Genomic DNA, 14,003 nt, shown 5'->3' on the forward strand with positions numbered 1-14,003 from the left:
GACGGTTGAAAATTCTGATGATTTGGATAACACACAGTTATGCAAGAACTCTGGAAACTCCTCACCAGCCCCCGCCACCTGATCGTCTTCGAAGCCGCCGCCAGGCATGGCTCTTTTACGCGGGCGTCGGAGGAATTGAACGTGCAGCAGCCTGCCGTCAGTGCGGCGATCAAGCAGCTGGAAGCGTCGTTGGGCGTTATTTTATTCCGCCGCGGGCACCGGAAGGTGGAGCTGACCGGGGCGGGGATGAGGCTTTACACCGATGTCTCCAAAGCGCTGGAGGACATCCTGTCCTCCGCCAAGGCGGTGCGGCAGTTCGGGCGCAATGACCATGTGACGCTCAATTGCTCCTCCGCCTTTGCATACTACTGGGTGATGCCAAGACTGGCCCAGCTGCATGAGGCGTACCCTGATATCGACCTGCGTTTGCAAAGCTCCGACCGGGAACCCGATATCAATACCGAAGGCATCTCGCTGGCGGTGCGCCGCGGTGACGGCAATTGGCCGGACTGCCATTCAGCTCTGATCGCACCTGAGGTGATCTTTCCGGTGGCCAGCCCGCGGGTGATGGCCTCGGCGGTCAACCTGGCAACAGTGCCGAACCTGCTGCATGAGCGGCTGATACATCTGGAGGAACCGATCCGGGAGCGCCCTAGATGGCAGCAATGGTTTGCCCATTTCGGGGTCACAGGCCAGCTGCCCGCCGCGGGGCTGCGCCTCAACGATTATGCGCTGGTGCTTCAGGCGGCGATTGCCGGCGAAGGTTTTGCATTCGGCTGGCAGCATGTGACCGAACCGCTGATCAAACAGGGGCTTCTGGCGGCACGCAAGGAGTGGTCCTGGACCACCGGGTCAGGGTTCTATCTGGTGTGGTCCAAGACGCAGGACTTGGTTCCTAACGCAGAACTGGTGCGGCAGTGGCTCCTGGATATGGCAAAACCCGGAACCGCGTGACTCACGCGGCTCCCGTGGCTTCCCTGGCCCGCTGCTTCGAGGTCTTGCGGGTCAGGTAAAGGCGGCGCACAAAGGCCAGCACAAACAGCGCGCTCAGGATCAGCACGATGGTCGGCGCAGGCGCGCTGTCGAGGAAGAAGCTGGCATAGGTGCCCGCCAGCATCGAGATCATGCAGACCAGAACTGAAACCCACAGCATGGTGCTGAACTTGCGCACCACCAGGAAGGCAATGGCACCGGGTGCAATCAGCAGGCCGATGGCCAGGATCAGACCAGCAGCCGACAGCGTCGCCACGATGGTCAGCGACAGGGCTGCCAGCAGCCCGTAGTGCAGCACCGTGACCGGCAGACCGGAGGCCTGCGCCTGTGCCGGATCGAAACTGTGCAACAGCAGGTCTTTCCATTTCAGGACCAGCGCGGCACCAACCACCAGAGAGATGATGCCAGCTGTCCAAAGCTCATCCGGTTCCACCCCCAGCATATTGCCGAACAGGATGTGGTCGAGGTGCGCATTGGTTTCAACCGAGACATAGAGCACGATGCCCAGCCCGAACATGCCGGAAAACACCACCCCCATCACGGTGTCCTGCTTGACCCGGCTGTTGCCGGACAGAAACCCCGTGGCGACAGCACAGAGCATACCGGCCGCAAAGGCTCCGATAATCAGCGGCAAACCAACGATATAGGCCAGCACGATGCCGGGCAGCACTGCATGGCTGACGGCATCCCCCATCAGCGCCCAGCCCTTCATCACCAGAAAACAGGACAGGAGCGCGGTGGGGACCGAGACGATCAGCGAGATCAGGAAAGCGTTCTGCATGAACGCGAACTGGAACGGCATCAGCAGCGTATCGAGGTCCATCACGCAACTCCCCCTTGTGCAGCCGGGCCGCGCTTCAGCGCCTCGCGCGCCTTGCGCTTGGCCGCCAGCAGCCCGTGTTTCGGGGCGAAGACAAAGACCACAAGGAAGATCACGGTTTGCAGCGTCACGATGATGCCGCCGGTGGCCCCGTCCAAAAAGTAGCTGGCATAGGCGCCGAAGAAGCTGGTGAGGGCACCGATAAGCACCGAGACCAGGATCAGCCGCGGGAAGCGGTCGCACAGCAGGTAGGCGGTCGCGCCCGGCGTCACCACCATGGCGATCACCAGGAACGCGCCAACGGTCTGCATTGCCGCCACCACGGAGGCCGATAGCAGCACGAAGAACACCGCCTTGAGCAGGCCGGGGCGCAGGCCGATGGTGCGGGCATGGTTTTCGTCAAAGAAGGTGACCATCAGATCCTTCCACTTGGCCAGCAGCACCGCCAGCGAGACAAAGCCGATGATCGCCAGCTGCAGCGTATCCTCCGGCGTGATCGCTAGGATGTTGCCCATGGTAATGGTCTGCACAGAGACAGACATCGGGCTGATTGAGACGATGAACAGGCCAAGCCCGAAAAAGGATGTGAAGATCAGGCCGATGATCACATCGACCTTGAGGCCGGAGCGTTCCGACAGAAACAGCATTGCACCGGCAGCCAGACCGCCCGCGATGAAAGCGCCCAGCGCAAAGGGCAGGCCGAGGATGTAGGCGCCGGCCACGCCGGGGACCACCGAGTGCGAGAGCGCATCGCCGATCAGCGACCAGCCCTTGAGCATCAGATAGGCGGACAGGAAAGCGCAGACGCCGCCCACCAGCGCGGAAACCCACATTGCATTGGTCATATAGCCATAAGTGAACGGCTCCAGCAGGTATTCCATCACTGCTGCCCTCCGCCCTCGCCGCTGCCTTCGCTGGTCTGGGTTTTTTCGCCGTACTGGACAAAGGGGCGTTCGTCGTCGGTCAGGATGGTCACCTGGCGGGTGTCGCCATCGTCATGCAGCGCTTCGCCGCCCAGGGTGAAATGGCGCAGCACGCCGCCGAAGGCGTGTTCCAGGTTTTCGCGGGTGAAGGTGGTCTCGGTCGGGCCATACCCAAGCACAGTCCCTTTCACCAGCACGGTTCGGTCGCAGAACTCCGGCACGCTGCCGAGGTTGTGTGTGGAAACCAGCATCACCCGGCCTTCGTCCCGCAATTCACGCAACAGGGCGATGATCTGTTCCTCTGTCTTCACGTCCACGCCGGTAAAGGGCTCGTCCAGCAGGATCACCTGCCCGTCTTGGGCCAGGGCGCGGGCCAGAAACACCCGCTTGCGCTGGCCGCCAGACAGCTCGCCGATCTGGCGGTGGCGGAAGTCTTGCATGTTGACCCGGCGCAGTGCCTGATCGACAGCTTCGTGATCGGCCGCCTTGGGACGGCGCAGAAAGCCCATGTGGCCGTAGCGGCCCATCATTACCACATCCTCGACCAGAACCGGGAAGGCCCAGTCGACCTCCTCCGACTGCGGGACATAGGCGACCAGATTCTTGCGCAGCGCGTCCTTGACCGTCATGCCAAGGATGCGGATTTCGCCTTGTGCGGCCGGAACAAACCCCATGATCGCCTTGAACAGGGTCGATTTTCCGGCCCCGTTCACCCCGACCAGCGCCGTCACCGTGCCGCGGGGAATGGCAAAGCTGGCATCCCACAGCGCGGTATGGCCGTTGCGGTAGGTGACCGTGACGTTGCTGGCGGCTATGCCGCCATCCAGAAGCGCGGCGCTGGTGTTCATGGTGCGGGTCTCGCTGGCATCAAGCATGGGCTGTCCTGCTGAGTTACACACAGAAAATGTGTTTTGTGAAATGAAACGCCCCGCAACATCTGCTGCGGGGCGTCCGGGTTTGAAATGCGGTCTTAGTTGGTAACCTCTGTCAAACCGCGAGCAACGGTTTCCGATGTGACCTTGAGCAGATCCAGATAGGTCGGCACCGGGCCGTCCGCCTCGCTGAGCGAGTCGACATAGAGTTCGCCGCCATAAGCCACGCCGGTTTCGCGGGCGACCTGTTCAGCCGGCGCGGTATTCACGGTGCTTTCGCAGAACACCACCGGAATGTCATTGGCGCGCACGCCATCAATCACGCCGCGCACCTGCTGCGGGGTGCCGACCTGATCGGCGTTCATCGGCCACAGGTACAGCTCCTTCATTCCGAAATCGCGTGCCAGGTAGCTGAAGGCACCCTCGCAGGTCACCAGCCAGCGCTTGTCCTCGGGAATCTCCGCGATGGAACGGCGCAGCGGCTCGATGGTGGCGCGCAGCTTGTCTTTGTATTCGCCAGCGTTCTTGACATAGACGGCGGCGTTTTCCGGATCGTGTTCGGCAAAGGCCTCGACGATGTTGTCGATGTAAATCAGCGCGTTATCCAGGCCCATCCAGGCGTGCGGGTTGGGCTTTCCCTCATAGGAGCCGGCCGCGATCGGGATCGGGTCGATGCCGTCGGTCAGGGTGACGGAGGGCACATCATCGAGGTTCGACAGGAACTGCTCGAACCACAGCTCCAGGTTCATGCCGTTCCACAGGATCAGGTCAGCGTCGGACGCCCGGACAATGTCGCGCGGGGTCGGCTCGTAGCCGTGGATCTCAGCCCCGGGTTTGGTGACCGAGACGACTTCAGCCGCGTCACCCGCCACATTGGCGGCCATGTCGGCCAGAACGGTGAAGGTGGTGACCACCTTCATCTTGTCGTCTGCCATTGCCGCGCTGGCAGCAACGGCTGCAACGGCGGCAGCGGATACGGTCTTCAGCAACTTCGGAAACATCCGATTCTCCCTTTGAAGGCACAATTGACGTACTGTTATTGCAAATCATTCTCAACTGTCAATGAAATTGAGAATGATTTGCAAAAGCGAGACACTCTTGCCTGACGGCTTACTGTGGATACCGGAGCCTGCTGCGGGGGCCGTCACCCGTGATGGCTGTCAGCGACAGCGTATGATCCATATTTTTCATCCGGTGCCGCAGCATGAGCCGGGTCAGCCGGTTAAGGTCACCTGCATACGCCGCCTGCCCGGCCACATTCTCCAGCTCCCCGCGCCCTTGGCTGTCAAACAGCATCGGCGGCAGGTCGGCGGCGAACTCGACCAGCGTGAACCGCTCATCCCGCAGGATTCCCAGGCAGGAGTCGCTGGCGGTGGTGCCGAGCTCCTGCTGCCACAGGGTCGGCTCAAGCGGGTCCGAGAAATCCAGCTCCGAGAAGGAATACTGCCGCCAGTCCTGCGGTGCCTCCCCGCGCAGGAGCGGCAGCAGAGACCGTCCGTCCATGGAATTGGGCACCTCCTGCCCTACCCATTCCAGGATGGTCGGCGTCACGTCGATTGACTCGGTAATGTAATTGAGGCTGGCGCCTGCGCGTTCCTCGTTACCCGGCATCCGGATGATCAGCGGCGTGTGATAGGCGGCGTCATAGACCGTCATCTTGCCCCAGGAGTGCCGGTCGCCCAGCATCTCGCCATGGTCAGCAGTCAGCACCACCATGGTGTTGCCGTACTGCCCGCTGTCCTTCAGGAACCGGATCACCCGCCCGACATGGTGATCCACTTCTGTTGCCAGGCCCAGATAAACCGCGCGAAGGGTTTGGATGTTCTCATCCGTCGGCTCCAGGTCCGGAAAGCCCTCGACAAAACTGGCGGCAGTGCTTTTCCGGAGCAACGGGCCAAAGAAGGGGTGCTGCGCGCTTTCCTCTTCCGGCTCTGCCAGCCGCTGCGGCAAGGGCAGGCTGGCCGGGTCGTACATGCTGTTATAGGGCGCCGGCGCCACCAATGGCGGATGCGGTCGGATGTAGGTCAGATGCGCAAACCAGCTGTCCTTGCCGTGGGCCGGCATCGTATTCAGGAATGAGTTTGTGAGGAATGCAGTATCGCTGTCCTCTGCCGCATAAAGCGCCGGATCATTCAGCCTGGGCGCGCCGCCCTCGGGTGAGACCGGTTTGTAGACATCCCAGTAGTCCTCGAACTCATAGCCGCGGCTCATCAGATGCGACTGCCACGGGTAGGACATCTCCAGCCGCATCTCGGTCACTTCATGGAAGCCGTTCATCGGGAATTCGTAGGTCCGAAGCGCCGGATCGTTGGCGTCAAAGGCGCGGGGGTCCTGCGAGGTGTCGGTATAGCCGAACAGCATCGGCAGGTAGCCAGCCTTGCGCATCTCGGTGGCGATGTTCGGCGTGTCGTGGCGCAGGGGCGTGCCATTGCGGACCGAGCGGTGGTTCATGGCGTACTGCCCGGTCAGGATCGATGCGCGCGACGGCCCGCAAGGGTTGGTTACCGAAAAATGCCGGTTGAAGGATACCGCCTCCTGCATAAAGGCGCGGATGTTCGGCAGGTCTACATGCTCCGCCAGCGCGCCCGACAGGCAGTCCGCGCGCAGCTGGTCAATGATGATGAACAGGACATTCCGGTTTTCGGGGCGTGCGGCAGGCATCCGGGCTTCCTCGCTGGAACAAGTCAGGTTTCCGGAGACAATCTGTGGCAGTCTGCGCCTGGATTACAAGCGCAGACTGTGCCGATCCCGTGGGGCAGCCTGCCGCAGGTTGCCAGCTGGCAATTCCCGGACAATTTTAGCGGTCAGTCCGCAAGCGGCAGAGTAAACAGCTTACCGAACTGCGGTTGCGGATCTGTTACGCCCGCAAGCCGCAGCATGTGCCATCCCAGCGCCTGGTTGCTGGAGATCACCGGCACCCCTGTCTGCGCCTCGATTGCGGGAATGATCCGCAGGCAGCGCAGGTTGGTGCAAGAGATCACGATGGCATCGCAGTCTCCCTGATTGGCGACTTGCTTTGCCGCCTCTGCAATGGCCGACTCAGAGATCCGGGCCACCACCCGGTCATCCATCTGCTCAAACGAGCCGAAGCCTGCAATCTCAAACCCCGCCGCTTCCAGCTTGGCGCGCATCTGCGCCGAAACCTCTGGCAGGTAGGGTGTCACAAATCCAAACCTGGCAGCGCCCAGCGCCTTGCCCGCCGCAATGATGGCGGCTAGCGGGTCGGTCACCTTGGCGTTTGGCAGAACAGTCTGCACCGCCTCGGCCACCTTGGCGGAGCCGATCACGGTCGAAGCCGAAGTGCAGCCATAGCCGATGACATCGAAGCCTGGAGCAGAGGGAAACAGCCGGGCCGAGGCCGGCAGGTCCGCCTGCATCTGCGCCAGTGTTTCAGGGCGCACCTCAGGCACCATCGGGATGCGGCTGTGATAGAGCGCGACGCCTGGCTGTGCCATCATCCGGGAGAATTCCGGTTCCAGCGTCTCGTCGGTTTCGAGCACAATTACACCCAGAGTAGCGCGGGTGCCGATGCCTTGGTCCGTTTCATAAGCGAGCTTCATGACTTTAGCTTCCTCAGATCACCGGCAGTTCCGGGGCGGCGCGCTCTGTCAGCAGCTCTGCGCCACTGGCCCGCACCACGATGTTTTCTTCGTGCACCATGATGCGGCCTGCGCCATAGCCCAGCGAGGGCTCCAGCGTCAGCACCATGTTTTCCTCAAGCACCGTCTCGTCAAAGGCCGCGTGCGAGGGCCATTCGGTCAGCTGCATGCCCAGCCCGTGGCCAAGCCGCCCAACGTCCCCCCCCTGATCGTCCATTTCCGCAATCACCGACTGCATCGCCTGGAACAGGTCACGGCAGGTGGCACCGGGTTTGGCGGCGGCAATGCCGGCCTCTGTCGCGCGCCACAGCACATCATGGGCGCGGCGCGACAGGTCGTCGGCACGGCCAATGGCAAAGTTGCGGTCGAAGTCGCAGAAGTACCCGTCCCAGGTCGATCCGGTGTCCAGCATCACGATGTCGCCCGCCTGCAGAGGACGGCTGGTCGGCGGCGAGATCACGTCGCTGTAACCGCCCTGATCTGCTCCGCCAACCAGATAGGGCACGTCGTCTGCCCCCTGCGCCAGCGCCTCGCGCCGGAAGGCGCGGAACAAATCCTCAAACGGCAGGCCCTCATGGGCAATCTGCGGCACCTGCGCAAAGGTGCGCGAGCCAATGCCGCAGATGTGGCGCAGCTTTTCAATCTCGGCGGCGGATTTCACCATCCGCAGGCCACGCACCAGCGGGGTGGCATCGGCCACCTTCAGCCCCGGTAACCCCGCCATCAGGCGTTCGTAATCGCCGAGCGGCATTCTGAGCGAAGTCTCGTGCCCTTTCATCAGGCCGATAGAACCGCCGCGTCCGGCAATGGGCGACAGCAGTTCGGTCAGCAGGCTGATGCCGTCATCCTGCGGTGCAGGTGCGCTCCAGGTGCGGATGTCCTTGATCCAGGTGCGGCGCATCAGGTCGGCGCCGATCTCCGGAATGATGGCAATGGGTTTGCCTGCAGGCGGTACAAACAGGAACCAGGGCCGGGTCGGGCTTTGCCAGAACAGCGTGTGGAAGCCGCTGAAATAGCGCACCTCCGGTTCGGTCAGCAGCAGCAGCCCGTCCAGCCCCTGCGCTGCCATCAGCGCCTGGGCCTTTTCCGTGCGGGCGGCAAATTCAGACTCCGGAAAACCGCGAGCGGGAGCCTTGGACATGGTCATTTCCTTTCACGGTCGCGGCAATGGCCTCCGGGCCGGAGACTGTCCCGGAACCAGGCGGCTGTGCTGGGGCGCCTTTGGGCGGCCCCCATGGTTATTTTCATCTGCGGCAGCAGGCTCGTCAAACGAGGTCAGCCGTTTACGGAAGGCAGCCGGTCACGCACCAGCTGCACCCAGTATTCCGCGCCGATGGGCAGCAAAGCATCGTTGAAATCATAATCCGCCGAATGCAGCGGCTGGCCGTGCGGCCCCTCTTCTCCGTTGCCCAAAAGCAGGAAGCAGCCCGGCACGGCGGCTGTGAAATGGGCAAAATCCTCGGAGAAGCTCATCGGCGGGCGGTTGCGGATCACCTCGCAGCCTGCGGCTTCACCTGCCCGGCTGGCGGCCTCAGCAGGTTCTGCCGCATTGATGGTCTCGACAAATTCGGTGTTGAAGCTCACCTCTGCTTCCACCCCGTGGGTGGCGGCGACACCGGCGGCGATCTGGCGCATGAAGCGCTCCACCGCCTCGCGGTCTTCGGGCACCCGGGCGCGCACGTCGCCCTTGAGCACCGTATGGCCCGGCAGCACGTTGCGCTGGCCGTCGGTCAGGAATTCGGTCACTGACACCACCGCGCCGGAGCCAGGTGCCAGCTTGCGCGCCACGATGGTTTGGAGCGCCAGCACCATTTCGGCGCCGACCGTGATAGCATCCACCCCCGCCTGCGGCATCGAGGCATGACCGCCCTGACCTTTGATCGAGATTTCAAACAAGCTTTCGCTGTTGCAGATCTGGCCGGGACGGGTTGAGATCTGCCCTACCGGCGCGCCCGGCAGATTGTGGATGGCATAGACCTCTTCGATCGGAAACTGCTCCAGCACACCTTCGGCAATCATTGCCTGCGCGCCCAGCCCGTGTTCCTCGTTGGGCTGGAAAATGAAGACAACGGTGCCGTCAAATCCCTGCTCTTGCGTCAGCCGTTCAGCAGCACCCAACAGCATCGTCATATGGCCGTCATGGCCGCAGGCGTGCATCTTGCCTGGCGTTTCCGAGACATAGTCGTGTGCGGAGGTTTCAGTGATCGGCAGCGCATCCATATCGGCGCGCAGCCCGATGGCGCGGTTGCCGGTACCTGCGCGCAACAGACCAACAACGCCTGCACCCACATGCACTTCCAAACCGAGGCTGCGCAATTGCTCCGCCACCTTTGCCTTGGTGCGGTCCTCCTGAAAGCCAAGCTCCGGGTGCCGGTGGAAGTCCCGGCGCATTGCGGTCAGTCGGTCCTGAAAGCTTGCCATCTGCACTCTCCAAGCTGTGTGCGGCGAAAATATGCGTCTGCACACGACTTGATGCATATTAATGCAGCTCTCAGGTGACGAAATTCATTCCCGTTCCGCCATTTCGCGGCGAAAAACGTATCCGGGACATCAGGGAAACCGCCAACCGGAGGAATCCCTTCAACGCATCAGATCTCCTCACCCTTCTCCAGCAATTCCTCGATCAGCTGCCGCTGAATACCCGGGCTGTCGCCGCCGCCAAACTGCAACGCCCCGCCGGTGTAAAGCGTTCCATAGGTGCGGGCGATGTTGACCGTCTGTCCCAGCGAGGAAATCAGCTGGTCTTTCTTGAGCGGAGACAGGGGGTGAATGAATACCGCCCACAGCTGTCCCTTGGCCACTGCATAACGCGCATCCAGCGCTGTGTCGAAGTTGGCCTGCATCATCCGCATCAGTTCTTCCGCTGTCAGCCCTTCGGAGGGGCGCAAGGGCACCATCGCGCGCATCCGGTCCGCCGCCGGATCGGTGACCACCAGCATCGGCACGCCGGAAATACTCAGCTGAAACCCGCGCCCGACGGGCTGCGCCTGGTCATCCAGCGCAAATAGTATCCGCCCCAGCCGCTCATAGGTCATTGGCGGTTCCGGCGCGTCCTTCGCTTCCTGCGCAAACGCGGGTGCGGCCAGCACAGATGCCATCAAAATTGCCCGCAGCCAGATCATGCCGTCACCTCCTGATTGATGCGCCTTGCCACAGGCTACTGTGCGCTGGCGCAAGGCACCATGCACAGATCAGTGAGTAACAGCGGATGATGGCTGGTCAGCCGGCAGTTTCGCGGAGGGCGTCAATCACCGTCATCGCCTTGGCCAGGGCTTCCTCGATGCTCAGGTCGCTGGTGTCGATCAGAATGGCATCCGCTGCCGGGCGCAGCGGTGCTTCGGCGCGGTTCATGTCGCGGTCGTCCCGGGCCTTCACGTCGCCCAGCACTTCCTCCAGTGTCGTCACCTTACCTGCCGCGGCCAGTTCCAGGAAACGGCGCCGGGCCCGCACTTCGGCGCTGGCGGTGACAAAGAACTTCACTTGCGCATAGGGGCAGATCACGGTGCCGATGTCGCGCCCGTCCAGCACTGCGCCGCCCGCGCGGCGGGCAAAGGCGCGCTGGAAGTCGACCAGAGCGGCGCGCACCTCGGCAATCACCGCGACCTTGGAAGCCGCCTGCGCAACCTCCGGCCCGCGCAGGTCGTCACGCGCCAGATCCTCAGGTGTCAAGTTCTGCGCGGCTTCCACCGGGGCCGCACCATCCAGCATCTTGGCTCCGACGGCCCGGTACAGAAGACCGGTGTCCAGATGACCAAACCCGTAATGCGCGGCCAGGGCCTTGGACAGCGTGCCCTTGCCCGCAGCAGCAGGGCCGTCGACGGCTATGGTGAAACTTTCGCTCATGTGCGCTCCAGCTTGGCACCCAATCCGCCCATCAGGCTTTCAAAGATCGGGAAGGACGTTGCGATCGGGCTGCCGTCGTCGACGGAAACAGCGTTTTGCGCACCCATGCCCATTACCATGAAGGACATGGCGATCCGGTGGTCGAGGAAGCTTTCGCAGGTGCCGCCGCCCGGCACGCCGTCCGGCCCAAGGCCGGTAACCTCCCACCAGTCATCGCCTTCGTCGACAGTGATACCATTGGCGCGCAGGCCCTTTGCCATCGCGTCGATGCGGTCGCTTTCTTTGACCCGCAGTTCCTTGACGCCCGCCATCATGGTCTTGCCTTCCGCGAAGGAGGCAACCACCGACAGCACCGGGTATTCGTCGATCATCGAAGCCGCGCGCTCCGGCGGCACGTCGATGCCTTTCATGTTAGGCGAGAACTTGGCGCGCAGATCGGCAACCGGCTCGCCGCCCTCCTCACGCATGTTCTCGAACGTCAGGTCGGCCCCCATGTCCTGTAGGGTGTAGTAGAGGCCCGCACGGGTCGGGTTGAGACCGATGTTTGGCACCAGCACGTCAGAGCCGGGGGTGATCAGCGCCGCACAGACCGGGAAGGCGGCAGAAGACGGATCGCGCGGCACAGCAATGACCTGCGGTTTCAGCTCCGGGCGTCCGGTCAGGGTGATGACGCGGCCCTCTTCGGTCTCCTCGGTGGTGATCTCGGCACCGAAACCGGCCAGCATCCGTTCGGTGTGGTCGCGGGTGGCTTCCTTCTCGATCACCACGGTCTTGCCGGGCGCGTTGAGGCCGGCAAAGAGCACCGCCGATTTCACCTGCGCCGATGGTACCGGGACCTCGTAACGCACCGGCACCGGGTCCGCGGCGCCAACGATGGTCATCGGGAGTCGCCCGCCGGAGCGGCCAACGGATTGGGTTCCGAACAGCGCCAGAGGGTCGGTCACGCGCGCCATCGGACGCTTGTTCAAGGACGCATCTCCGGTGAAGGTCGCGGTAATCGGGGAGGTTGCCATCACCCCCATGATCAGCCGCACGCCGGTGCCGGAGTTGCCGCAGTCGATCACGTTTTCCGGTTCCGCAAAACCGCCGACGCCGACACCGAACACCGACCAGTTGCCGCCGCCGTGGTTCACCACCTCTGCGCCAAAAGCCTGCATCGCCTTGGCGGTGTCCAGCACATCCTCGCCTTCCAGCAGGCCAGAGATCTTGGTTTCGCCCACCGACAGCGCGCCAAGGATCAGCGAGCGGTGCGAGATCGACTTGTCGCCGGGCACCTCTGCCACGCCCTTGAGCGGGTCAGCACGGTGGGAGGTCATCGGGATGGGCGTGCCGTGTCCGGACATGGGGCTTCCTTCGTCTGTCGGTCGTTCGTCTGTGCGTTTGCGCTATCGGTAACGGATTGGGTCTGGCCGGTCCAGCGTAATTGGCCTCAGCCCAGGCGGCGGAAGGTCAGGTAATGCGGGGTCCGCCCCTCTCGCAGGGCCTTCTGCTCGTACCGCGTGGAGATCCAGTCATCCCACGGCTTGCGCCAGTCGGTTGGGCCTTCGGCCAGCCATTCGAAACCGGCCTTCGGCACTTCCTCCAGGGTCTGGCGGACATAGTCGGGGATATCCGTTGCCACCCGGAAGATCGCGCCCGGCTTCAGGCAGCGGGCCAGCGGCTCCAGATGCTCCTGCGTCACAAAGCGGCGGCGGTGGTGGCGCGCCTTGGGCCAGGGGTCAGGATAGAGCAGGAAGGCGCGGGAGACCGATGCCTTCGGCAGAACATCCATCAGATCGCGGGCGTCGCCCGGATGCACGGCGATGTTATCCGCGCCCGCGTTGCGGATCTTGCCCAACAGCATCGCCACACCATTGATGAAGGGCTCCGCGCCGATGATGCCCGCATCCGGGTTGCCGGCCGCCTGATGCACCAGATGCTCACCGCCGCCAAAGCCGACCTCCAGCCAGACGTCCTTGCCGCCGAACAGCGCCTCAAGGTCCAGTGGTTTGCGGTCCGGGTTTTCGTCCCAGCCAACCGCTCCGGGGCTAAGGCTGGCCAGGTCCTCGTCAAGGTAGCGCTTTTGGCTGTCCTTCAGCGTCTTGCCTTTGAACCGGCCATAGAAGTTGCGCCAGGGCGCGCCGCTGGCGTGTTTATCGGCAGCGTTTTCAACTGCGGGCCGGGTTTCCTTGGACTGGTCGTCGCGGGGCTTCTGGTCGCCGGACATGCGTCTGGGCTCCTGTTCGAGGCGTCTTTTGAAAGGCTGGCCGCCCCTGTGCCGCAAGCAGGCCCGCGGGTCAAGCCATCTAGGGCTGCTCACCCGGCTTCAATTCGCGCAGCACCCCTGCCGCGATCAGCCGCAGGCGGCTGGGGTACCATTCCCCGTCCGGATCCGTGCGCAGCGTTTCGATGGCAAAACCCGGATCGACCCCGCGTGCCACCATATAGCTGAGGTGCTCGTAAACTTCGCTCTGGGTGTCCTCGTAGATCCAGGAGCCGAACTCAAACGGTGTTGCCCAGCGGCGGCGCTTGCGTTCGCTTCGGTAGTATTTGTGCACGGCCTCGGAGGGCCAGTTGCGCTGGTGGAAGCCAATGCTGGAGCCGATTGTCATCCGCCGACGCTCGCCCGCGAGAAACACGTCGACACAGGCGCTGATGCAGGTACCGTCAACCAGTGTGTCCAGCCCGTATTCCAGCACCAGCCCGGCGATTTCCTCTCCGGCATAGACGCTGCCGCCGACGCTGTTGAGCTGCAGTTCAGTAATCTCAGGGCTTTTCTTCAGAATATTCCGAAGGTGCGATACGTCCTCTTCGGTGATTTCCGCCAGCTCGCCTGTCACCTCTGTTTCGGTGTCGTAGACCAGCGTCTTGCCTTGCAGGCTGAATTTCTGCGGCAGCACCTCCTTGGCGGCAACGGCGGACGCCAGAAACAGGCAGATCGTTAGAGGAATTAAGCGCAGCATCGTGGCTCCGG

The 14,003-nt window shown here is 63.0% G+C and carries 14 protein-coding genes; 1 reads left to right on the top strand and 13 read right to left on the bottom strand.

Annotated features, from left to right (window positions below):
* Positions 1-39: 39 nt before the first annotated feature.
* Entirely contained in the window at positions 40-954 is a 915-nt protein-coding gene (locus RA21_RS06240; protein ID WP_039147371.1) for a LysR substrate-binding domain-containing protein, read from the top strand.
* Position 955: 1 nt separating this feature from the next.
* Here the strand turns inward: RA21_RS06240 and RA21_RS06245 are convergent, their stop codons facing one another.
* The 13 genes from RA21_RS06245 to RA21_RS06305 form a co-directional block, all read right to left on the bottom strand.
* Positions 956-1,816, bottom strand: a complete 861-nt coding sequence (locus tag RA21_RS06245; RefSeq protein ID WP_029204970.1) for a metal ABC transporter permease — start codon at positions 1,814-1,816, stop codon at positions 956-958.
* Entirely contained in the window at positions 1,816-2,694 is an 879-nt protein-coding gene (locus RA21_RS06250) for a metal ABC transporter permease (RefSeq protein WP_039147373.1), read from the bottom strand. The genes RA21_RS06245 and RA21_RS06250 overlap by 1 nt, the downstream gene beginning before the upstream one ends.
* The gene (locus RA21_RS06255) at positions 2,694-3,611 is read right to left on the bottom strand and encodes a manganese/iron ABC transporter ATP-binding protein (RefSeq protein ID WP_052254210.1); all 918 of its coding nucleotides are present in this window, start codon (positions 3,609-3,611) and stop codon (positions 2,694-2,696) included. The genes RA21_RS06250 and RA21_RS06255 overlap by 1 nt, the downstream gene beginning before the upstream one ends.
* A gap of 95 nt (positions 3,612-3,706) precedes the next feature.
* Positions 3,707-4,609: a metal ABC transporter substrate-binding protein gene (locus RA21_RS06260; RefSeq protein WP_039147376.1), complete on the bottom strand. Its 903-nt coding sequence runs from the start codon at positions 4,607-4,609 to the stop codon at positions 3,707-3,709.
* Positions 4,610-4,718: 109 nt separating this feature from the next.
* Positions 4,719-6,269 carry an alkaline phosphatase family protein gene (locus tag RA21_RS06265; RefSeq protein ID WP_039147378.1) on the bottom strand — a complete coding sequence of 517 codons (1,551 nt, stop codon included), beginning with the start codon at positions 6,267-6,269 and terminating at the stop codon, positions 4,719-4,721.
* 143 nt (positions 6,270-6,412) lie between these two features.
* Positions 6,413-7,168 carry a maleate cis-trans isomerase family protein gene (locus tag RA21_RS06270; protein ID WP_019297674.1) on the bottom strand — a complete coding sequence of 252 codons (756 nt, stop codon included), beginning with the start codon at positions 7,166-7,168 and terminating at the stop codon, positions 6,413-6,415.
* A 13-nt stretch (positions 7,169-7,181) separates the two neighbouring features.
* Entirely contained in the window at positions 7,182-8,348 is a 1,167-nt protein-coding gene (locus tag RA21_RS06275) for a M24 family metallopeptidase (protein WP_039147793.1), read from the bottom strand.
* A gap of 134 nt (positions 8,349-8,482) precedes the next feature.
* Positions 8,483-9,628 (bottom strand): amidohydrolase, encoded by a 1,146-nt coding sequence (locus RA21_RS06280; protein WP_039147380.1) that lies wholly within the window; start codon positions 9,626-9,628, stop codon positions 8,483-8,485.
* Between the two features lie 167 nt (positions 9,629-9,795).
* A complete protein-coding gene (locus RA21_RS06285) occupies positions 9,796-10,329 on the bottom strand; it encodes a hypothetical protein (RefSeq protein ID WP_039147383.1) in 534 nt (177 codons plus the stop codon).
* 97 nt (positions 10,330-10,426) lie between these two features.
* Positions 10,427-11,050 carry a (d)CMP kinase gene (locus RA21_RS06290; protein WP_019297670.1) on the bottom strand — a complete coding sequence of 208 codons (624 nt, stop codon included), beginning with the start codon at positions 11,048-11,050 and terminating at the stop codon, positions 10,427-10,429.
* A complete protein-coding gene (gene aroA, locus RA21_RS06295) occupies positions 11,047-12,393 on the bottom strand; it encodes a 3-phosphoshikimate 1-carboxyvinyltransferase (protein ID WP_039147386.1) in 1,347 nt (448 codons plus the stop codon). Before aroA ends, RA21_RS06290 begins: the two co-directional genes overlap by 4 nt.
* Positions 12,394-12,479: 86 nt before the next feature.
* Positions 12,480-13,256 carry a tRNA (guanine(46)-N(7))-methyltransferase TrmB gene (gene trmB / locus RA21_RS06300; protein WP_039147389.1) on the bottom strand — a complete coding sequence of 259 codons (777 nt, stop codon included), beginning with the start codon at positions 13,254-13,256 and terminating at the stop codon, positions 12,480-12,482.
* A 79-nt stretch (positions 13,257-13,335) separates the two neighbouring features.
* On the bottom strand, positions 13,336-13,992 hold the full coding sequence (locus RA21_RS06305) for a COG3904 family protein (RefSeq protein WP_039147392.1): 657 nt from the start codon (positions 13,990-13,992) through the stop codon (positions 13,336-13,338).
* Positions 13,993-14,003: the final 11 nt, after the last annotated feature.

It is taken from the genome of Leisingera sp. ANG-DT, assembly GCF_000813785.1.
GTDB lineage: Bacteria > Pseudomonadota > Alphaproteobacteria > Rhodobacterales > Rhodobacteraceae > Leisingera.